General features: G+C 72.8%; 20 protein-coding genes. 6 read left to right on the forward strand and 14 right to left on the reverse strand.

Going from position 1 to position 21,909, the window contains the following annotated elements:
• Positions 1–90 precede the first annotated feature (90 nt).
• The 6 genes from ABD269_RS03845 to ABD269_RS03870 form a co-directional block, all read right to left on the reverse strand.
• Positions 91–1,056: a helix-turn-helix transcriptional regulator gene (locus ABD269_RS03845; RefSeq protein WP_344116051.1), complete on the reverse strand. Its 966-nt coding sequence runs from the start codon at positions 1,054–1,056 to the stop codon at positions 91–93.
• A 282-nt stretch (positions 1,057–1,338) separates the two neighbouring features.
• Positions 1,339–1,962 (reverse strand): GntR family transcriptional regulator, encoded by a 624-nt coding sequence (locus tag ABD269_RS03850; protein ID WP_344116053.1) that lies wholly within the window; start codon positions 1,960–1,962, stop codon positions 1,339–1,341.
• Positions 1,963–2,150: 188 nt separating this feature from the next.
• Positions 2,151–3,911, reverse strand: coding sequence for a 2-oxoglutarate dehydrogenase, E2 component, dihydrolipoamide succinyltransferase (sucB, locus tag ABD269_RS03855; RefSeq protein ID WP_344116055.1), 1,761 nt, complete (start codon positions 3,909–3,911; stop codon positions 2,151–2,153).
• A gap of 49 nt (positions 3,912–3,960) precedes the next feature.
• Positions 3,961–5,349 carry a dihydrolipoyl dehydrogenase gene (gene lpdA, locus ABD269_RS03860; protein ID WP_301887891.1) on the reverse strand — a complete coding sequence of 463 codons (1,389 nt, stop codon included), beginning with the start codon at positions 5,347–5,349 and terminating at the stop codon, positions 3,961–3,963.
• Positions 5,350–5,648: 299 nt separating this feature from the next.
• A complete protein-coding gene (locus ABD269_RS03865; RefSeq protein ID WP_344116059.1) occupies positions 5,649–7,175 on the reverse strand; it encodes a leucyl aminopeptidase in 1,527 nt (508 codons plus the stop codon).
• A gap of 250 nt (positions 7,176–7,425) precedes the next feature.
• Positions 7,426–8,223 (reverse strand): adenosylcobinamide-GDP ribazoletransferase, encoded by a 798-nt coding sequence (locus tag ABD269_RS03870; RefSeq protein WP_344116061.1) that lies wholly within the window; start codon positions 8,221–8,223, stop codon positions 7,426–7,428.
• 71 nt (positions 8,224–8,294) lie between these two features.
• Here ABD269_RS03870 and ABD269_RS03875 point away from each other — a divergent pair, with 71 nt between their 5' ends.
• Positions 8,295–9,032 (forward strand): hypothetical protein, encoded by a 738-nt coding sequence (locus ABD269_RS03875; RefSeq protein WP_301887894.1) that lies wholly within the window; start codon positions 8,295–8,297, stop codon positions 9,030–9,032.
• Here the strand turns inward: ABD269_RS03875 and ABD269_RS03880 are convergent.
• From ABD269_RS03880 to ABD269_RS03895, 4 genes are all read right to left on the reverse strand, one after another.
• Positions 8,999–9,718 carry a hypothetical protein gene (locus ABD269_RS03880; RefSeq protein ID WP_301887895.1) on the reverse strand — a complete coding sequence of 240 codons (720 nt, stop codon included), beginning with the start codon at positions 9,716–9,718 and terminating at the stop codon, positions 8,999–9,001. The genes ABD269_RS03875 and ABD269_RS03880 overlap by 34 nt on opposite strands.
• Positions 9,715–11,484, reverse strand: a complete 1,770-nt coding sequence (locus ABD269_RS03885) for a phosphatidylglycerol lysyltransferase domain-containing protein (RefSeq protein ID WP_301887898.1) — start codon at positions 11,482–11,484, stop codon at positions 9,715–9,717. The genes ABD269_RS03880 and ABD269_RS03885 overlap by 4 nt, the downstream gene beginning before the upstream one ends.
• Before the next feature lie 74 nt (positions 11,485–11,558).
• Positions 11,559–12,605 carry a nicotinate-nucleotide--dimethylbenzimidazole phosphoribosyltransferase gene (cobT, locus tag ABD269_RS03890; protein ID WP_301887899.1) on the reverse strand — a complete coding sequence of 349 codons (1,047 nt, stop codon included), beginning with the start codon at positions 12,603–12,605 and terminating at the stop codon, positions 11,559–11,561.
• A gap of 78 nt (positions 12,606–12,683) precedes the next feature.
• Positions 12,684–13,877 carry a bifunctional adenosylcobinamide kinase/adenosylcobinamide-phosphate guanylyltransferase gene (locus tag ABD269_RS03895; RefSeq protein WP_344116066.1) on the reverse strand — a complete coding sequence of 398 codons (1,194 nt, stop codon included), beginning with the start codon at positions 13,875–13,877 and terminating at the stop codon, positions 12,684–12,686.
• 117 nt (positions 13,878–13,994) lie between these two features.
• On the opposite strand from ABD269_RS03895, the gene ABD269_RS03900 reads away from it, so the two are divergent.
• A complete protein-coding gene (locus ABD269_RS03900) occupies positions 13,995–14,204 on the forward strand; it encodes a hypothetical protein (RefSeq protein ID WP_301887902.1) in 210 nt (69 codons plus the stop codon).
• Between the two features lie 54 nt (positions 14,205–14,258).
• Here ABD269_RS03900 and ABD269_RS03905 read toward each other — a convergent pair whose 3' ends face one another.
• From ABD269_RS03905 to ABD269_RS03915, 3 genes are all read right to left on the reverse strand, one after another.
• Positions 14,259–15,353, reverse strand: a complete 1,095-nt coding sequence (locus tag ABD269_RS03905) for a S1C family serine protease (RefSeq protein WP_344116068.1) — start codon at positions 15,351–15,353, stop codon at positions 14,259–14,261.
• A gap of 112 nt (positions 15,354–15,465) precedes the next feature.
• On the reverse strand, positions 15,466–16,173 hold the full coding sequence (locus ABD269_RS03910; RefSeq protein WP_344116070.1) for a class I SAM-dependent methyltransferase: 708 nt from the start codon (positions 16,171–16,173) through the stop codon (positions 15,466–15,468).
• A gap of 92 nt (positions 16,174–16,265) precedes the next feature.
• Positions 16,266–16,868 (reverse strand): DUF3043 domain-containing protein, encoded by a 603-nt coding sequence (locus tag ABD269_RS03915; protein WP_344116072.1) that lies wholly within the window; start codon positions 16,866–16,868, stop codon positions 16,266–16,268.
• A gap of 282 nt (positions 16,869–17,150) precedes the next feature.
• Between ABD269_RS03915 and ABD269_RS03920 the strand changes: the two genes are divergently transcribed.
• From ABD269_RS03920 to ABD269_RS03935, 4 genes are all read left to right on the forward strand, one after another.
• Positions 17,151–17,948 carry a PspA/IM30 family protein gene (locus tag ABD269_RS03920; protein ID WP_301887908.1) on the forward strand — a complete coding sequence of 266 codons (798 nt, stop codon included), beginning with the start codon at positions 17,151–17,153 and terminating at the stop codon, positions 17,946–17,948.
• Positions 17,949–18,000: 52 nt separating this feature from the next.
• Positions 18,001–18,279 (forward strand): PspA-associated protein PspAA, encoded by a 279-nt coding sequence (pspAA, locus tag ABD269_RS03925; RefSeq protein ID WP_301887910.1) that lies wholly within the window; start codon positions 18,001–18,003, stop codon positions 18,277–18,279.
• Between the two features lie 153 nt (positions 18,280–18,432).
• Positions 18,433–19,737 carry a sensor histidine kinase gene (locus ABD269_RS03930; protein ID WP_344116075.1) on the forward strand — a complete coding sequence of 435 codons (1,305 nt, stop codon included), beginning with the start codon at positions 18,433–18,435 and terminating at the stop codon, positions 19,735–19,737.
• Between the two features lie 5 nt (positions 19,738–19,742).
• Complete coding sequence (locus ABD269_RS03935) at positions 19,743–20,450, forward strand: response regulator (RefSeq protein WP_344116077.1); 708 nt, start codon at positions 19,743–19,745, stop codon at positions 20,448–20,450.
• Positions 20,451–20,601: 151 nt separating this feature from the next.
• On the opposite strand, the gene nadA is transcribed toward ABD269_RS03935, so the two are convergent.
• Complete coding sequence (nadA, locus tag ABD269_RS03940) at positions 20,602–21,780, reverse strand: quinolinate synthase NadA (protein ID WP_116211312.1); 1,179 nt, start codon at positions 21,778–21,780, stop codon at positions 20,602–20,604.
• Positions 21,781–21,909: the final 129 nt, after the last annotated feature.

Here is a 21,909-nt window from a genome sequence, read left to right on the forward strand (position 1 = left end):
TTGAGGACAAGCGGCGCAGCCGCTTCAGGGGGTCCGGGGTCTCCCCGGTTTCGGGAAGGGGCGGGGTAGGGGAAAGGAACTGCCCCTGGCCTAGCGGTAGAGCTCCGCGCCCCGCGCAGCCGCATCTGCGAAGCGTTGGCGAAGCGGAAGTGGGTCTAACACTTCTGCTTCCGGCCCCAGCGCGAGCAACTGCTCGTACGCCACGTCGAGGGACTCCACGCGTAACGTGACCGTCGTCAGGCCCCGCCCGTCCGGCGGACCCGCCGAGGCGGCCGCCTCAAGCGCGGCCCCCCGCTCAGTGACATGCGGCAACCGCCGCAACCCCTCGGCGGTCAGCCGCACCCGTACCCGCTCGCGCAGCAGGGAGCGGGTGAACTCCTCCGCCTGTCGTTCCCAGAAGTCCGGCAGGTCGAAGGTCTCGGAGCGCAGGAAGCGGTCCTCTCCGGCCGTCACGGCTGTGAAGCGGTCCACTCGGTAGATGCGGAACTGGCCGTCCGCACGGGCCGCCAGATACCAGACGCCCGCCTTCAGGACGAGCCCGTACGGCTCCAGCTCGCGCTCCACCTCGGTGTCGCGTCTGAGGTAGCGGGCCGTCATCCAGCGGTCGTCCCACACCGCGTCGGCGATCGCGGGCAGCAGCTCGGGGGGATCGGCCGGCTGCCACCAGCCGGGGGCGTCCAGGTGGAAGCGCTGGGCCGCGTTCGCCCCGGCGTCGTGCAGCTCGGGCCGGAGGGCGGCGGAGACCTTGAGCCGGGCGGCGGAGGCCGCGTCGGCGAGGCCCATCTCGCGCAGCGCGGACGGGACCCCGGACAGGAACAGCGCTTCCGCTTCCGTCCGCCCGAGGCCGGTGAGCCGGGTGCGGTAGCCGCCGATGAGGCGGTAGCCGCCGGACCGGCCGCGGTCGGCGTAGACGGGGACGCCCGCTTCGGACAGGGCGAGGACGTCCCGGGCGACCGTGCGCTCCGAGACTTCGAGCTGCCGTGCCAGCTCGGACCCCGTCATCGACGTCCGGGACTGGAGCAGCAGCACCAATTTGATCAGCCGGGCTGCGCGCATGCGTTCATCATGCCCAGCGGCACCGACATTACGATTTCCGGCCGCCTGCCGGTTGCGGCGACGACAGGACCCCGCGCGTCCAGCCAGGGCATGGAAGACGCACGGGGTCCTGCCCTCACCGTCGAGCCTCGCCATGTCACAGGACAGGGCGCCATGGCGGGGCTCGCACCGGCAGGACCGGATGTCGGGACGCGATGCGTCCCGCGGAGACGATACGCCTCTGATCGATGATCGATCAATGTCGGGTGCGGAAAAACTTTCCCGAGGAGCGGAGACGGGGGGTCAGATCCGCGGAGCGCAGCTCAGCACGTGGGTCTTCAGCAGCTCGCCGATCTCCGGGTCGCGCCGCTTGAACGCCTCCACGATCTCCGCGTGGTCCTCGGCGTACGACCGCGGCTCCGGGCTCAGCCAGCGGATCGACAGGGTCGTCCACACCTCGATGCCCAGCGACTCCCAGGTGTGCAGCAGGACGGCGTTCCCGGCCGCTCTGACGATCTCCCGGTGGAAGGCCACGGTGTGCCGCACCTGCGCCTCCCCGTCGCCCGACCGGTCCGCGGCGTACAGCGCGGTCACCTCCGGCGCAAGCGCCGAGTCGTCCTCGGCGAGCGCGGGGGCCGCGAGCTCCGCGGCTACCTGCTCCAGGCCCGCCCGCACGGGGTAGCTCTCCTTGAGGTCGGTGGCGGTCAGGCCACGGACCCGTACGCCCTTGTTGGGCACCGACTCGATCAGCCGCAGCGACTCCAGCTCGCGCAGGGCCTCCCGCACGGGCGTCTGGCTCACCGCCAGCTCGGCGGCGATCCGGCGCTCCACGATCCGCTCGCCCGGCTGCCAGCGCCCGCTGATGATTCCTTCGAGGATGTGCTCGCGGATCTGTTCGCGCAGCGAATGCACGACTGGTGTGGCCATGGGGGCTCCTTAGGGGCGGGCCCTGAACGGACCGGACGTCATTATCCCGGGAGGGTGGACGCCTCCGGCGGCCCGGCCGGTTTCGGGAGCGTAAAAGCCGCGCATGTGCCGAAGGGCGCGGCCCCGGTCCGTACCGCAGTACGGGACCGGGGCCGCGCCCTTCGAGCTGCCCTGGGAGAGGCGACGAGCTACAGACCGATCTCGGTCTCGAACTCGGCGGCCTCCAGGATCTCCTTGACGGCCGACAGGTAACGGGCCGCGTCGGCACCGTCCACCAGGCGGTGGTCGTAGGAGAGCGACAGGTAGGTCATGTCGCGGACGGCGATGACCGTGCCCTCGGGGGTCTCGACGACCACCGGGCGCTTGACGGTCGCGCCGATGCCCAGGATGCCGACCTGGTTCGGGGGCACGATGACCGTGTCGAACAGCGCACCGCGCGAGCCGGTGTTGCTGATCGTGAAGGTCGCGCCGGCGAGGTCGTCCGGCGTGATCTTGTTGGAGCGGACCTTGCCGGCCAGCTCCGCGGTCTTCTTGGCGATGCCCGCGATGTTGAGGTCACCCGCACCCTTGATGACCGGGGTCATCAGGCCCTTCTCCGAGTCGACGGCGATGCCGACGTTCTCGGAGTCGAAGTAGGTGATGGTGCCCTCTTCGTCGTTGATCCGGGCGTTGACGACCGGGTGGGCCTTCAGCGCCTGGACGGCGGCCTTGACGAAGAACGGCATCGGGGAGAGCTTGACGCCCTCGCGCTGCGCGAACGCGTCCTTGGCCTTGCCGCGCATCTTCATGATCTTGGTGATGTCCACCTCGACCACGGAGGTGAGCTGCGCCTGGCCGTGCAGCGCCTTCATCATGTTGTCGCCGATGACCTTGCGCATGCGGGTCATCTTGACCGTCTGGCCACGCAGCGGCGACGGGGCCGCGGCAGCGGCCTTCGGCGCGGCGGCGGGGGCGGCGGCCGGAGCCGGCGCGGCCTTGGCGGCCTCGGCGGCGGCGATGACGTCCTGCTTGCGGATGCGGCCACCGACGCCGGTGCCCTGGACGACCGCGAGGTTCACGCCGTTCTCGGCGGCGAGCTTGCGCACCAGCGGGGTGACGTAAGCGCCGTCGGTCGCGGCAGCGGCGGCCGGGGCCGGGGTGACGGGCGCGGCCACCGGAGCGGGCGCGGCCGGAGCCGGAGCGGCGACCGGGGCCGGAGCGACCGGGGCGGCAACCGGGGCCGGGGCGGCGACGGGAGCCGGAGCGACCGGGGCAGCCGGGGCGACCGGAGCCGGAGCAGCGGCGACCGGAGCCGGGGCGGCCGGGGCAGCAGCGGCCGGGGCGGCACCCGCGGCACCGATGACGGCGAGCTTGGCGCCGACCTCGGCGGTCTCGTCCTCGGCGACGACGATCTCCAGCAGGACGCCGGCGACCGGGGCGGGGATCTCGGTGTCGACCTTGTCGGTGGAGACCTCGAGCAGCGGCTCGTCGACCTCGACCGTCTCGCCGACCTCCTTGAGCCAGCGGGTGACGGTGCCCTCGGACACGGACTCGCCCAGGGCGGGGAGCACGACCGGGGTGCCCTCGGCGGCACCGGCGGGGGCGGCCGCGGGGGCCTCCTCGACCGGGGCGGCGGGGGCGGCGGGGGCCGCGGCGACCGGGGCCGGAGCCTCGACCGGAGCGGCGGGGGCCTCGGCGGCGGCCGGGGCAGCGGCCTCGGCCGGGGCGCCGGTGCCGTCGTCGATGATGGCCAGCTCGGCGCCGACCTCGACCGTCTCGTCCTCGGCGACCTTGATGGAGGCCAGGATGCCGGACGCGGGCGCCGGGATCTCGGTGTCGACCTTGTCGGTGGAGACCTCGAGCAGCGGCTCGTCGGCCTCGACGCGCTCACCCTCGGCCTTGAGCCAGCGGGTGACGGTGCCCTCGGACACGCTCTCGCCGAGCGCCGGCAGTGTTACGGAAACCGCCATGGTTGCGGTTGCTCCTTACGAGTAGTGCGGATGGTGGTGCGCTCGGGAATTAGTCGTGCGCGTGCAGCGGCTTGCCGGCCAGGGCCAGGTGGGCCTCGCCGAGAGCCTCGTTCTGCGTCGGGTGCGCGTGGATGAGCTGTGCGACCTCGGCCGGCAGCGCCTCCCAGTTGTAGACCAGCTGGGCCTCGCCGACCTGCTCACCCATACGGTCGCCGACCATGTGGACGCCGACGACGGCACCGTCCTTGACCTGGACGAGCTTGATCTCGCCCGCGGTCTTGAGGATCTTGCTCTTGCCGTTGCCCGCGAGGTTGTACTTCAGGGCGACGACCTTGTCCGCGCCGTAGATCTCCTTGGCCTTGGCCTCGGTGATGCCCACGGAGGCGACCTCGGGGTGGCAGTACGTCACCCGGGGCACGCCGTCGTAGTCGATCGGCACGGGCTTGAGACCGGCCAGCCGCTCCGCGACCAGGATGCCCTCGGCGAAGCCGACGTGCGCGAGCTGGAGGGTCGGGACGAGGTCACCGACGGCCGAGACGGTCGGCACGTTGGTCTGCATGTACTCGTCGACCAGGACATAGCCGCGGTCCATCGCGACGCCCTGCTCCTCGTAGCCCAGGCCCTGCGAGACCGGGCCGCGGCCGATGGCCACGAGCAGGATCTCGGCCTCGAACTCCTTGCCGTCCGCAAGGGTGACCTTCACGCCGTCGGCGGTGTACTCCGCCTTCTGGAAGAAGGTGCCGAGGTTGAACTTGATGCCGCGCTTGCGGAAGGCGCGCTCCAGCAGCTTGGAGCTGTTCTCGTCCTCGACCGGGACGAGGTGCTTGAGGCCCTCGATGATCGTGACGTCGGTCCCGAAGGACGTCCACGCGGACGCGAACTCGACGCCGATGACGCCGCCGCCCAGGACGATCGCGGACTTCGGCACGCGGTCCAGGGTCAGACCGTGGTCCGAGGAGATGATGCGGTTGCCGTCGATCTCCAGACCCGGCAGCGACTTCGGCACGGAGCCGGTCGCCAGCAGGATGTGGCGGCCCTGGATGCGCCGGCCGTTCACGTCCACGGAGGTCGGGGAGGAGAGGCGGCCCTCGCCCTCGATGTAGGTCACCTTGCGGGAGGCGACCAGACCCTGGAGGCCCTTGTACAGGCCGGCGATCACGTCGTCCTTGTACTTGTGGACGCCCGCGATGTCGATGCCCTCGAAGGTGGCCTTGACACCGAACTGCGCGGCCTCGCGGGCCTGGTCGGCGATCTCACCGGCGTGCAGCAGCGCCTTGGTGGGGATGCAGCCGTTGTGCAGGCAGGTGCCGCCGAGCTTGTTCTTCTCGATCAGAGCGACGTCCAGACCCAGCTGCGCTCCGCGCAGGGCAGCGGCGTAACCGCCGCTACCGCCTCCGAGGATCACTAGGTCGAAAACGGTGCTGGCGTCGTTCGCCACGTCACGTCCTCCATGCATGGAATACGCCGGAGCCGGTCGTCTCTGACCGGGCGGCGGCTGTTGTTCGGCCGCTTTTGCTTCGGCCCTGGGTCAATGGGGCCCTGTCCTGCCGAGACAACATCTTCGCACTTGTTGACGGACGGCGGGACGCCGGGCGGGGGCTCCGAAGAGACTGATGCGTCACCTTCGGGGGTTACTCGCGCGTACGGGGTGTGGATTTCGTTACGGGCGAACGAATGCCGGGCGGCCCCGGGCGAAACGCTCGGGGCCGCACATTTCGTACGCGGGTCCGATCCGGCTCAGCCGAGGTCGCCGTCGGCGGTGTGCTCCGCCAGGCGGACCAGGGTGCGGATCGCGGAGCCCGTGCCGCCCTTCGGGGTGTAGCCGAAGGGAGCGCTCTCGTGGTACGCGGGACCGGCGATGTCCAGGTGCGCCCAGGCGATGCCCTCGCCCACGAACTCCTTCAGGAAGAGGCCCGCGACCAGGCCGCCGCCCATCCGCTCGCCCATGTTGGCGAAGTCGGCGACGGGCGTGTCCATGGCCTTGCGCAGCTCGGCGGGGAGCGGCATCGGCCACGCCTGCTCGCCGACCTCCTCGGCGATCTCGTAGAGCGAGGTGCGGAACGCGTCGTCGTTGGCCATGACGCCGAACGTGCGATTGCCGAGCGCGAGCACCATGGCACCCGTGAGGGTGGCGACGTCCACGATCGCGTCGGGGTTCTCCTCCGAGGCGCGGGCCAGGGCATCGCCCAGGACCAGGCGGCCCTCGGCGTCGGTGTTGAGGACCTCGACGGTCTTGCCGCCGTACATCCGCAGCACGTCGCCCGGGCGGGTCGCGGTGCCCGACGGCATGTTCTCGGCGAGGGCCAGCCAGCCGGTCACGTTGACCCGCACCCCGAGCCGGGCCGCGGCCACGACCGCGGCGAACACGGCGGCGGCGCCGGCCATGTCGCACTTCATCGTCTCGTTGTGGCCGGCCGCCTTGAGGGAGATGCCGCCCGAGTCGTAGGTGATGCCCTTGCCGACCAGCGCGATCGTCTTCTCGGCCTTGGGGTGGGTGTAGCCGATGCGCACCAGGCGCGGCGGGTTCGCGGAGCCCTGGCCGACGCCCATGATGCCGCCGAAGCCGCCCTTGAGCAGCGCCTTCTCGTCCAGCACCTCGACCTTGAGGCCGTGCTCCTTGCCCGCGGCCTGGGCCGTGGCGGCGAAGACCTTCGGGGTGAGGTCGTTCGGCGGGAGGTTGACCAGGTCGCGGGCCCGGTTGATCTCCTCGGTCAGCGCGGTCGCCCGCTCGGCGGCCGCCTTGAACGCCTTGTCGCGGGGCTTGGCGCCCAGCAGCGCGACCTCGCCGAGGGGCGCGCTCTTGTCGGACTTGTCGGCGTTCTTCTTGCTGCCGTCGACGGGGACGAAGGAGTACGCGCCGAGCAGCGCGCCCTCGGCGATCGCGGCGGCGGCCGCGGCGTCCTCCACCGGCAGGGCGAAGCCGGCCTTCTTGGTGCCCGTCAGCGCGCGGGCCGCGGAGCCCGCGGCGCGGCGGAGCGCCTCGTGGCCGTAGCCGTCGTCCTTGGCCGGAGCGTCACCCAGCCCGACCGCCAGCACGACCGGGGCCTTCAGCCCGGACGGGGCGGGGAGCTTGGTCGTCTCGCCCTCGCCGCCACCGGCGCCGAGGGTCTCCAGGATGGCGGCGAGCTTGCCGTCGAACGCCTTGTCCACGGCTTCGGCGCCGGGCGCGACGACCGGGCCCTTGGGGCCCTTCGCCACACCGATGACGATGGCGTCCGCGCGGAGCGTCGCCGCACTGGAAGTGCTGAGAGTCAGAGCAGACACGGGGTGGGGTCCCTACTTCCGTTGAGTTCCTCGGCCGATGGGTGGGCCGACCGTACCCTGCGCATCGTATGTGTCGGTTGTTCTCTCCCCTCCGTGCCCCTGGTCGTAACTGGGGGTTGGGGTGCGGGTCGTTCGTCGGGTGCGGGTCCGTTGCCGCCTGCGGCGGGAGCTCCCTGCGGGAGCGTCCTCAAACGCCGGACGGGCTGAAATTGCGCACCCCGGGGGTCTGGGGGCTCGCCCCCGAGCGGGCCTAGCCCAGCGTCAGTGCCACCAGTGCCGTCGTCGCCGACGTTTCCGCCAGGGCGCCGAAGACGTCGCCCGTCACCCCGCCGAAGCGGCGTACGCAGTGCCGCAGGAGCAGTTCACCGGCCGCCAGGGCGAGGGCCACCGCGACCGCCGTGCGCAGCGCGCCGTACGGGCCGGTGGGCAGGCCGGCCGCCGCGCTCGAGCAGATCACGAGCACCGCCACCGCCGCCGCGGCCCGCCCCCGTACGACGCCCGCCACGGCCGCGCCCAGCCCCTCCGGCCGTGCCGCCGGGACGCCGGACCTGGACGCGAGGGTCAGGGAGCAGCGCGCGGCCACCGCGGCCACCACGGCCGCGAGCGCGCCGCGCGCGGGGGCCGCGGCGTAGAGCGAGGCGAGGGCGGCCACCTGGCCGAGGAGGGTCAGCAGCAGGGTGACGACGCCGAACGGCCCGATGTCGGACTGCTTCATGATGCGCAGCGCGTCCTCGGCCGGCCTGCCGCTGCCGAGGCCGTCGGCGACGTCCGCGAGGCCGTCCAGGTGGAGGCCGCGGGTGAGGACCGCGGGCACGGCGGCCGTGGCCACGGCCGCGACCGCGGGGCCCGAGCCGAGCAGCAGGAGCAGCAGGCCCAGCGCGCCCGCGCAGACACCCACGGCCAGCCCCGCGAGCGGTGCCGCGAGCATGCCGCCGCGCGCCGCCGCCCGGTCCCAGCGGGCGACCCGTACGGGCAGGACGGTCAGGGTGCCGAAGGCGAACCGGAGGGCCTCGCCGGGGGTCGCGCGGGCTGGAGTCGTGTCGGTCATCGCGGGCACCCTATCCCGTCACCTCGGAGCAGTAGGTTTGCTGGTGAGAGGCGTTCGGGAGCGGGAGATCCATGGGCCACTGGCTGGCGCGCAACATTGTCGAACCGGGCAAACTGCCCCTGCTGCTCGCGCTGGGCGCCTTCGTCATGACCTTCCTGGTGACCCGGGTGATCACCCGGCTGATCCGGGCGGGCCGGGGTCCCTTCCGCAACATCAGGCCCGGCGGGCTGCATGTGCACCATGTGGTGCCCGGCATCGTCCTGATGGTCGTCGGCGGCTTCGGGGCGGTCGCGGAGGGCCGGCACGGCTTCGGGGCCTCGGTGTCGGCCGTGCTCTTCGGCACCGGCGCCGGGCTGGTGCTGGACGAGTTCGCGCTCGTCCTGCACCTGGACGACGTGTACTGGACGGAGCAGGGCCGCAAGAGCGTCGAGGTCGTGGTGATGACGGCGGCGCTGGTGGGGCTGGTGCTCTCCGGCTTCCTGCCGTTCGGTGTGAACGAGCTGACCCCGGACGAGCTCCAGAGCCGCAGCATCGTGGTGACCAACTTCGTGGTCAACTTCCTGATCGCCCTCTTCGCCCTCGCCAAGGGCAAGCCGCGGATCGCCGTGATCGGCTGTGTCGTGCCGCTGGTGGCGCTGATCGGCGCGGTGCGGCTGGCCCGGCCCGGGTCACCGTGGGCGCGGCGGTTCTACCGCAACCGGCCACGGGCCCGCCGCAAGGCGCGGGTGCGCGCCTACCGCCACGACGCCCGCTGGGCGGCGGTGCGCAACCGCCTTCACGACCTGCTGGCGGGGGCCCCGGACCGCTGACCGTCCTCCTCGTACGCGTCGTGCCCGGGCTTGCCCCGCCTGCGCACCTCGTCGGCGACGCACACCACGAGCATCGCCAGGACCGCCGCGATGTGCTCCTTGCCCGCCAGGTTCGGCTTGATCACGGCCTCCGCCACCATGGCCAGCACCACCGTGGCGCAGGTGAACCAGGCGCGGTAGCGCCAGGAGACGTACACCGCGAGCCCCACGACCGCCGCCGAGGGACCGGTGTCGATGACCTTGGCGGCCTCCGGCGGCAGCCCGAAGACGGAGTCCGGCCCGATGTGGATGGCCAGCCGCGCGTACATCGTCCCGGCGAGCGTGGCGAGGTAGGAGACGGCCAGCGTGCGCCACTTGCCCAGGCAGATCTCCGCGATGCCGAAGACCAGCAGGAGCTGCGCCAGCGCGCCCCACACCGGCAGGTCGAGGGCGGGGACGAACAGCGAGAGCGGGGTCCGCAGCAGCGCCAGCCACCAGGGCAGCTGCGCCTGCACGGACCCCAGCTTCTGCACCGGCTCGAAGCCCCAGGGCTGGTTCTGCACCAGCTGGAAGACCGAGGTCAGGACCACGGCCGTGAGCGTCATCGGGATCGCGCGGAACCGCTTGCGCACCAGCGCCCGCCGGACGGTGCCGACGAGCGGACCCCATTCGGTATACGCGGCGCGACGCAGCGCCGCGCGGTTCATCGCGGGCTCTCCAGATGCTTGCGGTTGAGCCACTTGGGCAGCCCCGGGGCCTCCAGGAAGCCCTCGGCCCGGGCGCTCGCGATCCCGATCCGCAGCAGATCGCTGCTCTTCTCGAACAGCATGAAACGAGGTTCCCAGATGGGGCGGTATTTCGCATTTGCTCGGTAGAGCGACTCGATCTGCCACCAGCGGGAGAAGAAGCTCAGCAGCGAGCGCCAGATGCGCAGCACCGGGCCCGCGCCCAGCCGGGAGCCCCGCTCGAAGACGGACCGGAACATCGCGAAGTTCAGCGACACCTGGGTGATGCCGAGCCCCTTGGCCTGCTGGAGCAGCTCGATGACCATGAACTCCATCAGGCCGTTCTCGGAGTCGCGGTCGCGGCGCATCAGGTCCAGGGACAGGCCCTTGGGGCCCCACGGCACAAAGCTCAGCAGCGCCCGCAGCTCGCCCTCGCCGTCGTGGCACTCCAGCATCACGCAGCGGCCGTCACCCGGGTCGCCGAGCCGGCCGAGCGCCATCGAGAAGCCGCGCTCGGTCGCCCCGTCGCGCCAGTCGTCGGCGCGCCGCAGCAGCTCGGCCATCTCCGCCTCGGGGATGTCCTCGTGGCGCCTGACGGTGACGCTGTAACCGGCGCGCTTGACCCGGTTGTACGCCTGGCGCACGGTCCGCATCGCGCGCCCTTCGAGCGTGAACTCGCCGGTGTCCACGATGGCCTCGTCGCCGATCTCCAGGGCGTTCAGACCGTGCCGGGCGTAGATGGTCCCGGCCTCCTCGCTCGCGCCCATCACGGCCGGGCTCCAGCCGTGCTCGCGCGCCTCCGTCAGCCAGGGCTCGATCGCGCCGGGCCAGGCCTCGGGGTCGCCGATGGGGTCGCCGGAGGCCAGCGAGACCCCGCCGAGCACCCGGTAGGTCACCGCCGCCTTGCCGCTGGGCGACCAGATGACGCTCTTCTCGCGGCGCAGCGCGAAATAGCCGAGCGAATCCCGGTCGCCGTGCTTGGCGAGCAGGGCGCGCAGCCGCTCCTCGTCCCCCTCGGTGAGCGGGTCGGTGGCGCGGCGGGCGCGGAAGGCCGCGTACACCACGAGCAGCAGCAGGGCCGTGCTCATGACGTTGATGAAGACGTTCACCCAGCTGGGCGGGGAGACGCCCGGATAGCGGTCCTCGTCCACGGAGATCGAGATCAGCCGCATGAAGCCGTACATCCAGCGGTCCCAGAACGTGGAGCGGTACGCGTCGGCGGCCTCGTTGGTGGCCGTCACCAGCAGCCCGGCGACCAGCGAGGTGACCAGCAGGCCGCCCGCCGCGACGAGCGAGGCGAGCCTGGGGTTGGCGCGGTCGCCCTTGGCGTAGAACTCGCGGCGGCCGGTGATCAGCGCGGCGACGAAGAGACCGGTCATCACCAGCGAGAACCAGTTCAGGCCGTGCCGGTTGAACTGGTGGTCGGTCATGAGCAGCGCCATGAACACCAGGAACAGCCCGGACAGCACCAGGTTGAGGATCCACGACGCGCGCTTGCGCCGGCGCAGGGTGACCGCCATGACGAACGACCACAGCGCCGACGCGAAGCCCGCCGTCAGCAGATAGGGGGTGAAGAACTCGTCGACGTTGTGCCGCCGGATGTCCGCGCCGAACGACACCCACACCGCGCTGAGCAGATTGACGAACGTGACAACGCGCAGATACCACACGGCGAAAACGGCGGAACGCCGTGGCCAGGTGCTGCCGGTCGGCGTTCCTTCATCCGGAGTCAAGCGAGCTTCTCCCATGAAAAGTGAGCATATGGGGCACCTTCTGCGGTGAACTGCCGGCGTCCGACGGACCCCCGGGACTCAGGGGCCTGTCAGTCACGCTCCGGGAGTTCGGCCGCCAGGGCCGCGGCCGCCTGCACCAATGGCAGGGCGAGCAGGGCTCCTGTCCCCTCGCCCACTGTGACGCCATGATCGAGCAAAGGGTTGAGAGCCATCCTGTCGAGCGCCTTCGCCTGGGCCGGATCGCCGCTCGACTGCCCGGCCAGCCACCAGTCGGGCGCGCGGAACGCCACCCGCTGCGCCACGAGCGCGCACGCCGCCGAGACCACCCCGTCGAGGATGACCGGCGTCCGGCGCACCGCGCTCTGCAGCAGGAAGCCCGTGGCCGCGGTGAGGTCGGCACCGCCGACCGCGGCCAGCAGCTTGAGCTGGTCGCCCAGCACCGGACGGGCCCGGCGCAGCGCGTCCCGGATCGCCGCGCACTTGCGCATCCACTCCAGGTCGTCGATGCCCGCGCCGCCCCGGCCGGTGACCACGGAGGCGTCCGTGCCGCACAGCGCGCCGATCAGGGTGCCCGCCGCGGTGGTGCCGCCCACGCTGAGGTCGCCCAGGACCACCAGGTCGGTGCCCGAGTCGGCCTCCTCGTCGGCGATCGCCATCCCCGCGCGGAACGCGGCCTCGGCCTCCTCGGCGGTCAGCGCGTCCTCGACGTCGATCCGGCCCGAGCCGCGGCGCACGCGGTGCCGCGTGACGTCCTCGGGCAGCCCGTCCGGGTCGCAGTCCACGGACATGTCGACGACGCGCAGCCGCGCGCCCGCCCGCCGCGCCAGGATCGCGGCGGTGTTCCGCCCGTCCAGGGTCGCCCGTACGAGCTCGTGGGCACCGCCCTTCGGGCCCGCCGAGACGCCCAGCTCCGCGACGCCGTGGTCGCCTGCGAACAGCAGCGCCGTGACCTGCTCGACCGGCTTCACCGGTACGGAGCCCTGCGCCGCGGCGAGCCACTCGCCGAGCTCGTCCAGCCGTCCAAGGGCGCCCGGGCGGGGCGTCAGGCGCTCGCGCCGCGCTTCGGCGTCCCTGCGGACGCCGGGGTCGGGGCGCTCGATCAGGGTGGCGAAGTCATCAAGATTCAGACCGCTCATCCGCGCAACACTACCCGTGAGGGCGAGGGGTATCCCTGCTCCGGTCGGCCGGGATCGCCGGGCCCGTCGGCGCCGGGGTCAGCGCAGGGGGAGCGCCTGCCCCGCCACCACCAGCACCACGTGCTCGCACTCGCCGGCGACCGCCGTGTTCAGCCGGCCCAGCGCGTCGCGGAAGCGGCGGCCCGAGGACGTGGCGGGGACGACGCCCGACCCGACCTCGTTGCTGACGGTCACCACCGTGCGGGACGTCGCGCGCAGGGCCGCCACCAGGGCGTCCACCCGGTCGGCGAGCGCGGAGGAGCCGCCGTTCGACCACGTCGCGTCGTCCCACGCCCCGACGGAGTCCATCGCGTCCGTCAGCCACAGCGACAGGCAGTCGATCAGCAGGGGAGGGCCGTCGGCGGTCAGCAGCGGGACGAGGTCGCAGGTCTCCGCCGTACGCCAGGAACCCGGCCGGCGCTCGCGGTGGAGGGCCACCCGGGCCGCCCAGTCGGCGTCGCCCTCCCGCGTGCCGCCGGTGGCCACGTACAGCACGTCGGGGAAGGACTCCAGCCGCCGCTCCGCCTCCACCGACTTGCCCGACCTGGCACCGCCCAGGACCAGCGTCCGGCGCGGCAGGTCCGGCACCGCGTGGTAGTCGCCGACGACCAGGGTCGTGCCGTCCGGCACGGCCCGCGCGCCCGCGGCGGCCAGCCGCCGGTGCAGCTCACGGCCCGGCGGCACATCGTGGTCGAGGTGGACGGCCAGCACGTCGGTCGTCGCGGCGACCGCGCCCGCGCCGCGCAGCCGGGCGAGCGCGTCGGGCCGCCCGACGACGTCGAGCAGCACCATGTCGTACGGCTTCGCCCCGACCGGGCCGGCCGGGGCGCCGCCCGGCGGCAGGTAGAGCAGGCGCTCGCCCTCGGGGGCCGTCACCTCGTAACCGGTGCCCGGCGAGTCCAGCGCCACCGCCCGCACCCGGTGCCCGCTGATCAGCGAGAGCTCGCGCCCGTCCGGCACCCGCACCGGCGCGGGCAGCCCCGCGGGGAACTCCACCGACGGCCCGTCGTGCGGGTGCGAGAGCAGCACCTGCCGCACCCCGGCGATCGACCGGCCCGCCCGCGCGGCCGCGAAGGCCGGGCCCGGGGTGAGGTCCAGGAGCAGCGCCCCGTCGACGAGCAGCGCGGTCGCGGCCCGCGCGTCGTCGCCGACGGCGGTGGCGCAGGACGCGCAGGGGCAGTCGGGGCGCGGCAGCCCGTCGGGGGCTCCGGTGCCGAGCAGAGTGAGTTCCACGTCCTGATCGTCTCGCGTCCGCGGACCACGGGCGCGCCGGGCTCACCCTTTCTTGTCGGGCGCGGGCCGTTAGGCTGCGCTGCACGGTTCGGCGTATCCGAGTCCCAGGAGGCGGACATGGCGTGGGTGTGGCGGTTCGAGAAGGCCGACGGGACGGAGACGTCGCCCGCGGTGGAGCCGGAGGACTTCAGCACGCAGGGCGACGCGGAGTCCTGGATCGGCGAGGTCTGGAAGGAGCTCCTCGACGGTGGCGCGGAGCAGGTCACGCTGTTCGAGGACGGCACGGAGATCTACAAAATGAGCCTGCGCGCCGCGGTGGACGGCTGACCGCGGCCCCCGCTCCGGGACGGCCCGGCACCCGTCACGGGTGCCGGGCCGTGCTCACATCTCGCCCAGGGTCACGGTCGCCGTGCGCTCCGAGCCGTCCCGGTCGTACGTCACCTCGGCCCGGTCGCCCGGTTTGAGGCCCGCGAGCGCCACGGTCAGGGACTGCATGGTCGTGATGGGGTCCTTGTTCAGCCGGGTGATGATGTCGCCCGCCTTGAGGCCCGCCTTGTCGGCGGCCCCGCCCGCCCCCACGGAGACCACCGCGACCCCGGCCGGCGCGAAGTCCTGGCCCACGATCGTCCGCGCGGTGATGTCCAGCGCGGCGCGGCCGGACTCGGTGACCTTGCCGCTCTTGATGATCTGACCGGCGATGGTGTGCACCGTCGAGGCGGGGATGGCGAAGCCGATGCCGGGCGCGGCGCCCTGCCCCAGCTCGGGGTCGGTGGCCGCGAGCGTCGGGATGCCGATGACCTGACCGGCGAGGTTGACGAGGGCGCCGCCGCTGTTGCCGGGGTTGATGGCCGCCGACGTCTGCACCATGTTCGAGATGGTCGCGCCGGTGCCGCCGCCGCTGCGGCCCTCGCTGACCGTACGGCCCACGGCCGAGACGATGCCCTGGGTGACGCTGCTGGACAGGCCCAGCGGATTGCCCATGGCCAGCACGATCTGGCCGACCTCGACCTTGGCGGAGTCGCCGAGCGTGGCGGGCTTGAGGTTCTTGGGCACGCTGTCGAGCTGGACGACGGCGAGGTCCTGGTCGGGGTAGCTCGACACGAGCCGGGCGCCGACGGAGTCGCCGCCGGTGGCCAGGGTGACCTTGAAGGTGGTGGCGTCACCGACGACGTGCGCGTTGGTGACGACGTGCCCCTTGTCGTCGTAGACGACCCCGGAGCCGAGGCCCTCGCCGGTGGTGATCTGCACGACGGAGGGCAGGACGTCCTTGACGACCTTCTCGTACGCGGCCTGGAGGTCCCCGGCGGACCCGAGGGCCACGGGGGAGCCGGTGGAAGCGGTGGATCCGGTCGACGGGGCCGGAGAGGTCCGGGTGTGCGAGGCGGAGCACCCGGCGAGGAGCGCGGCCGCGCAGGCCGCGGCGGTCAGGGGGAGGAGGATCCGGCGGGGGAGGCTACGGGCACGTGAACCGTCCATAGTCGGAGTATCACGTCCGTGCCGCCGCCTGTCCCGGCCGGTGAGGCATCGGTGGCCTTCCGCCCCGCGCGCGACAACGGCGGGGCGGAGAGCGTCGGGCCGGCCGGGGGTCTCAGCCCCGCACGCCGCAGAGGTGGAGCAGTGCCGCGACCGCCCGGTAGGGGTCGGTACGGCCCGCCCGGTCCTCCGCCGCCAGCAGCCGGTGGAGCGCCTCGCCGGACGGCGGCTCCGCCGCGTCGCCCGCCTGGTCGGTGAACACCCGCACGCCGTACCACGCGTGGAGCGGCGCCCCGATGCCCGCGAGGGTCGCGGTCAGGTTCTCCAGCCGGTCCGCGCGCACGTCGAGGCCGATGCGGTTGGTGTAGGCGGGCGAGTCGAAGGCCGCCAGCGCGGTCTCCCAGTCACCGGCCAGACCGGGCCGCATCGCCAGCGCGTCGGCGTTCCGCACGACCAGGGACAGCAGGCCGCCGGGCGCGAGCACCCGGGCCAGCCCGGCGAGCATCGGGTCCGGCTCCGGCACGTACATCAGGACGCCGTGGCACAGGACGACGTCGAAGGCGCCGGGCAGGAAGTGCGCGCCGGCGTCCCGCCCGTCGCCCTCGATGATCCGCACCCGCTCCTGGATGCCCTCGGGCTCCGTGGCCAGCGACTGGCGGACGGCGGCCACCATCCGCGGGTCGGACTCCAGGCCGGTCACCTCGTGACCGGCGCGGGCCAGCCGCAGCGCCTGGGTGCCCTGGCCGAGGCCGACGTCGAGGACGCGCAGCCGGCGGCCCACCGGGAAGCGGGCCGCTATCTGTTCGTCGAGCTGGCGCGCCACCAGCTCCTGCCGGACGGTGTTCCGTACCCCCCCGAGCCCTCGTAGCCAGGCTTCGGCGCCACCGCCGAAACCGGCCGCGAGGGCGGCACCGGTCAGGGCTTCGCCCCGCGCTTGACCATGGGCTTGGGCAGTCGCAGCCGGCGGATCTGGAGCGTGCGCATCAGGCCGTAGGGCACCGCGCCGCGCAGGTTCTCGCTCGGGAAGCGCTGCTTGAGGGCGCGCTTGAGGGTGATGCCCGTGATCACGGAGTTGATGACGATCAGGGCGATGACGACCATCCACGCGAGCAGCACATACGCCTGGAAGGAGCCGCGGTTGATCATGCTCAGGACGAGGATGACCACGGCGAGGGGGAGGAAGAACTCCGCCACGGAATACCGCGCGTCCACGAAGTCGCGCGCGAAGCGGCGGATCGGGCCCTTGTCACGGGCCGGCAGGAACCGCTCGTCCCCGTTGGCGAGGGCCTCGCGCTGCTTGGCCAGATCCACGCGCCGGGCCTCGCGGGCGCGCTTGGAGGCGTCCTTGCGGTTGGTCGGCGTGCTGGCCAGACTGCGGCGCTGCGAGGAGGCCTCGCTGCGCTTGGGGGTCGGGCGGCCCTTCGGGGCCTGCGGGTCACGGGGCTGCTGAGACCGGTCCGCGGTCGCCTTGGCGGCTGCGGCCTGCTCATCCTTGGAAGTGGAACGGCTTCGGAACACGAAACCCAAGGGTACGGGGTGCGGGCGGCGGGCCCCCAGCCGCACGGGGGAACGATCCGGCAACGGCGGCGCGTTCACCGTACGGGAGCGGGCCGGGGTGCACCCCGCCGGTTCCCCGATGTCTCCGTACTCCTTGCGCCGGAGAAGGACGATCTGCTGATCGTCCTGGAGGAGGAGCGCATCGAGGCCCGAACAGTGCGGTAATGGAAGCAGGCCCCGTACTGTGGGTTCTGCAAGATGTGCTGGAGTTCGTAGTCCGTCAGAAGGGGGCGCCCGAGGCCCATGAGCGGTGTCATGAAGCGTATGGGAATGATTTTCCGCGCGAAGGCCAACAAGGCCCTGGACCGGGCCGAGGATCCGCGCGAGACCCTCGACTACTCGTACCAGAAGCAGCTCGAACTGCTGCAGAAGGTGCGCCGCGGAGTGGCCGACGTCGCCACCTCCCGCAAGCGCCTGGAGCTCCAGCTCAACCAGCTCCAGGGCCAGTCCACCAAGCTCGAGGACCAGGGCCGCAAGGCGCTCGCCCTCGGCCGCGAGGACCTGGCGCGTGAGGCGCTCTCCCGCCGTGCCGCGCTGCAGCAGCAGGTCAGCGACCTGGAGACGCAGCACACCACGCTCCAGGGCGAGGAGGAGAAGCTGACGCTGGCCGCACAGCGACTCCAGGCCAAGGTCGACGCCTTCCGCACCAAGAAGGAGACCATCAAGGCCACCTACACCGCCGCCCAGGCCCAGACCCGCATCGGCGAGGCCTTCTCCGGCATCTCCGAGGAGATGGGCGACGTCGGCATGGCCATCCAGCGGGCCGAGGACAAGACGCAGCAGATGCAGGCCCGCGCCGGCGCCATCGACGAGCTGCTCGCCTCCGGGGCCCTCGACGACCCCACCGGCACCGCCAAGGACGACATCACCGCCGAGCTGGACCGCCTCTCCGGCGGCTCGGACGTGGAGCTGGAGCTCCAGCGGATGAAGGCCGAGCTCGCGGGCGGCACCAGCGGCCAGCAGCAGGCCATCGAGGGCGGCAACGGCGGCCAGGCGCACCAGGCGCAGCCGCAGGAACGGCCGCGCTTCGACAAGCAGTGACCGGGTAATGATCGGCAGTGAGTCAGCAGGCACCGGACCGAGGGAGACCGTCATGATCGTGCGGATCATGGGGGAGGGGCAGGTGAAGCTGGCCGACAGCCACTTCACCGAGCTGAACAGGCTGGACGACGAGCTGCTCGCGGAGATGGAGAGCGGTGACGAGGAGGGCTTCCGCCGCACCCTCGGCTCGCTGCTCGACGCCGTGCGCCGCCTCGGCACGCCCCTGCCCGACGACGCTCTGGAGCCCTCCGAGCTCATCCTGCCCTCGCCCGACGCCTCCCTCGCCGAGGTCAGGGAGATGCTGAGCGACGACGGCCTCATCCCCGGCTGACGCCGCGGACCGACCGCCGCCCGCGCCCCGGCCGGCCCCCGCACACTCCAGCACCCGCGGCGCCCCCGCCCCCTGTGGGGCGGGGGCGCGGCCGCCTCCCCGGTGCGCCCCGGCGGCGCGGCGGTGCCGCGAGGCCCCTCCCGATGGGACCCGATGACCTCTCTCGCCGTCACCGGTCTGGCCCGCCCCCGCGGCTGGCTGCGCGCCCACCCGCTCGCCGCCGACTCGCTGCTGGCCGCCGCCACCTTCGCGACCGTCCTCATCGGCTCGGTCGTCAACCGCCGCTCCGGCACCCTGCCCCCGCCGGGCCTCGGCTTCGTCCTGCTCAGCGCCCTGGCCTGCGCCTGCCTCGTGGCGCGCCGCGCGGCCCCGCGGACGGTGCTCTGCGCCACCTCCGCGCTGACGCTCGTCGAGGTCGTCGCGGGCCGCGACGACCTCCCGCGCACCCAGATCGCGATGGCCGTCGTCGTGGCCCTCTACACCGTCGCGTCCCGCACCGAGCGCCCCGCCGCCTGGCGCATCGCCGCGCTCACCGTCGCCCTGCTCGCGGGCATCGTCATGCTCTCCGGGGTGCCGCCCTGGTATTCGCAGGAGAACCTCGGCCTCCTCGCCTGGACCGGCCTGGCCGCCGCCGCGGGCGACGCCGTCCGCAGCCGCCGCGCCTATATCGCGGCGATCGAGGAGCGGGCCGTACGGGCCGAGCGCACCCGCGAGGAGGAGGCCCGCCGCCGCGTCGCCGAGGAACGGCTGCGGATCGCCCGCGAGCTCCACGACGTCGTCGCCCACCACATCGCCCTCGTCAATGTCCAGGCGGGGGTGGCCTCGCACATCATGGACAGCCGTCCCGACCAGGCGAAGGAGGCCCTCGCGCACGTCCGAGAGGCCAGCCGCTCGGCCCTGGCGGAGCTGCGCGCCACGGTCGGCCTGCTGCGGCAGTACGGCGACCCCGAGGCCCCCACGGAACCGGCCCCCGGCCTCGCCGCGCTCGGCCACCTCGTCGACGGCTTCGCCCGCGCGGGTCTGCGCGTCGATGTCAGCACGGCCTCGGACCTCCCCGGCGGCCCCGGCCCCGGCATGGACGCGGCGGGGGCGGCCGCCGTCGTCGGCAAGCTGCCCGCCGCCGTCGACCTGGCCGCGTACCGCGTGCTCCAGGAGGCCCTGACCAACGTCCAGAAGCACGCGGGACCCGCCGCCCACGCCGCGGTCACCCTCGTACGCGGCCCGGACGCCCTCCTCGTCACCGTCCTGGACGACGGCGGCGACCCGCCACCGGAGCCGGGCCCGCCCGACGCCACCGGCCGCACCTCCGGCGGTCACGGCCTGATCGGCATGAACGAACGCGCCTGCGCCCTGGGCGGCACCTGCGAGACGGGCCCCCGCGACGGCACCCCGGGCTTCCGGGTCCGGGTCCGGCTGCCGCTCGACGGCCGTACGGCGGGACAACCGCGCCTAGGCTGAGGGCCATGCCTGACGAGCCGCCCGCAGAACGCATACGAGTCCTCCTCGCCGACGACCAGGCGCTGTTGCGCAGCGCCTTCCGGGTGCTGGTGAACTCCGAGCCCGACATGACCGTGGTGGGGGAGGCCGCCGACGGCGCGGAGGCCGTCGAACTCGCCCGCCGCCACCTCCCGGACGTCGTCCTGATGGACATCCGGATGCCCGGCACGGACGGCCTCGCGGCCACGCGCGCGATCTGCTCCGACCCCGCCCTCTCGGAGGTGCGGGTGGTGATGCTGACGACCTTCGAGGTCGACGAGTACGTGGTGCAGTCGCTGCGCGCGGGCGCCTCCGGCTTCCTCGGCAAGGGCGCGGAACCGGAGGAACTGCTGTCCGCGATCCGGATCACCAGGGCGGGGGAGTCGCTGCTGTCACCGGCCGCGACGAAGGGGCTCATCGCGAAGTTCCTGGCACAGGGCGACCCCGCGCCGTACGGGGAGGACGAGGACCGGGCCGCGACCCGGCTGGGCGCCCTCACGGGGCGCGAGCGCGAGGTTCTGGTGCAGGTGGCCGGGGGCCTGTCGAACGACGAGATAGGCGAGCGGCTCGCTGTCAGCCCGCTGACGGTGAAGACGCATGTGAACCGGGCGATGGCGAAGTTGAGCGCGCGCGACCGGGCCCAACTGGTCGTGATCGCCTACGAGTCGGGGCTGGTGCGCCCGAGGGCGGAGTAGTTTCCCAGACCCTCGGGGCACGCGAGATCAGCCCGTGGGGGCACCTCCCAGCGGTAGCTGGGGGAGTTTGAGGACAGCGCGCGAAGCGTGCTCCGGGGTCCGGGGCGGAGCCCCGTGCAACGGACCCGCACCCGGCCCCGGAAACCGCCCCCTACGGGAGCGCGAGCATGCGCTCGAGCGCCAGCTTCGAGAACGCCGCGACCTCCGCGTCGACCTCGATGCGGTTCACGACCTTGCCGTCCGCCAGGGACTCGAGCGCCCAGACCAGATGCGGCAGATCGATCCGGTTCATCGTGGAGCAGAAGCAGACCGTCTTGTCGAGGAAGACGATCTCCTTGCCCTCATCGGCGAAACGGTTCGCCAGGCGCCGTACGAGGTTGAGCTCCGTGCCGATGGCCCACTTCGAGCCGGCCGGGGCGGCCTCCAGCGTCTTGATGATGTACTCCGTCGAGCCGACGTAGTCCGCCGCCGCCACGACCTCGTGCTTGCACTCGGGGTGCACCAGCACATTGACGCCCGGTATGCGCTCGCGCACGTCGCGCACGGAGTCCAGCGAGAAGCGGCCGTGCACGGAGCAGTGCCCGCGCCACAGGATCATCTTCGCGGCCCGCAGCTGCTCGGCGGTCAGCCCGCCGTTCGGCCGGTGCGGGTTGTAGACGACGCAGTCGTCCAGGGACATGCCGAGGTCGCGGACGGCCGTGTTGCGGCCGAGGTGCTGGTCGGGGAGGAAGAGGACCTTCTCGCCCTGCTCGAAGGCCCAGGTCAGGGCGCGTTCGGCGTTGGAGGAGGTGCAGATCGTGCCGCCGTGCTTGCCGGTGAAGGCCTTGATGTCGGCGGAGGAGTTCATGTACGAGACGGGGACGGTGGCCTCGGCGACGCCCGCCTCGGTCAGCACGTCCCAGCACTCCGCGACCTGCTCGGCGGTGGCCATGTCGGCCATCGAGCAGCCGGCGGCCAGGTCCGGCAGGACGACCTGCTGGGCGTCGGTGGTGAGGATGTCCGCGGACTCGGCCATGAAGTGCACGCCGCAGAAGACGATGTACTCGGCGTCGGGCCGGGCGGCCGCGTCGCGCGCGAGCTTGAAGGAGTCCCCGGTGACGTCCGCGAACTCGATGACCTCGTCGCGCTGGTAGTGGTGCCCCAGCACGAAGACCTTGTCGCCGAGCCTGGCCTTGGCCGCACGGGCGCGCTCGACGAGGTCCGGGTCGGACGGCGCCGGCAGGTCGCCCGGACACTCCACGCCGCGCTCGCTCTTGGGGTCGGCGTCGCGGCCGAGCAGCAGGAGCGCGAGGGGGGTGGGCTGGACATCCAAGGGTTGGGCGGTGGTCACGACACGCACCCTTTCTGTTCTGCGGACGGCCCTGACGGCCTTGTCGTCAATTTGACGCTATCTATCATAACTGCTTCACGTCAGTTTGACGATGCCCATTGTGTCGATGTGACGCATTCCCGATCCGGC

It is taken from the genome of Streptomyces blastmyceticus, assembly GCF_039521185.1.
Taxonomy (GTDB): Bacteria; Actinomycetota; Actinomycetes; order Streptomycetales; family Streptomycetaceae; genus Streptomyces; species Streptomyces blastmyceticus.

Coding starts and splice junctions, on each gene's coding strand:
- ABD269_RS03875 (WP_301887894.1), top strand. CDS start 8,295: ATGGGCCACTGGCTGGCGCGCAACATTGTCGAACCGGGCAAACTGCCC.
- sucB (WP_344116055.1), bottom strand. CDS start 3,911: ATGGCGGTTTCCGTAACACTGCCGGCGCTCGGCGAGAGCGTGTCCGAG.
- ABD269_RS03900 (WP_301887902.1), top strand. CDS start 13,995: ATGGCGTGGGTGTGGCGGTTCGAGAAGGCCGACGGGACGGAGACGTCG.
- ABD269_RS03845 (WP_344116051.1), bottom strand. CDS start 1,056: ATGCGCGCAGCCCGGCTGATCAAATTGGTGCTGCTGCTCCAGTCCCGG.
- ABD269_RS03905 (WP_344116068.1), bottom strand. CDS start 15,353: ATGGACGGTTCACGTGCCCGTAGCCTCCCCCGCCGGATCCTCCTCCCC.
- ABD269_RS03870 (WP_344116061.1), bottom strand. CDS start 8,223: ATGACCGACACGACTCCAGCCCGCGCGACCCCCGGCGAGGCCCTCCGG.
- ABD269_RS03850 (WP_344116053.1), bottom strand. CDS start 1,962: ATGGCCACACCAGTCGTGCATTCGCTGCGCGAACAGATCCGCGAGCAC.
- cobT (WP_301887899.1), bottom strand. CDS start 12,605: ATGAGCGGTCTGAATCTTGATGACTTCGCCACCCTGATCGAGCGCCCC.
- ABD269_RS03880 (WP_301887895.1), bottom strand. CDS start 9,718: ATGAACCGCGCGGCGCTGCGTCGCGCCGCGTATACCGAATGGGGTCCG.
- ABD269_RS03935 (WP_344116077.1), top strand. CDS start 19,743: ATGCCTGACGAGCCGCCCGCAGAACGCATACGAGTCCTCCTCGCCGAC.
- pspAA (WP_301887910.1), top strand. CDS start 18,001: ATGATCGTGCGGATCATGGGGGAGGGGCAGGTGAAGCTGGCCGACAGC.
- ABD269_RS03885 (WP_301887898.1), bottom strand. CDS start 11,484: ATGGGAGAAGCTCGCTTGACTCCGGATGAAGGAACGCCGACCGGCAGC.
- ABD269_RS03920 (WP_301887908.1), top strand. CDS start 17,151: ATGAGCGGTGTCATGAAGCGTATGGGAATGATTTTCCGCGCGAAGGCC.
- ABD269_RS03930 (WP_344116075.1), top strand. CDS start 18,433: ATGACCTCTCTCGCCGTCACCGGTCTGGCCCGCCCCCGCGGCTGGCTG.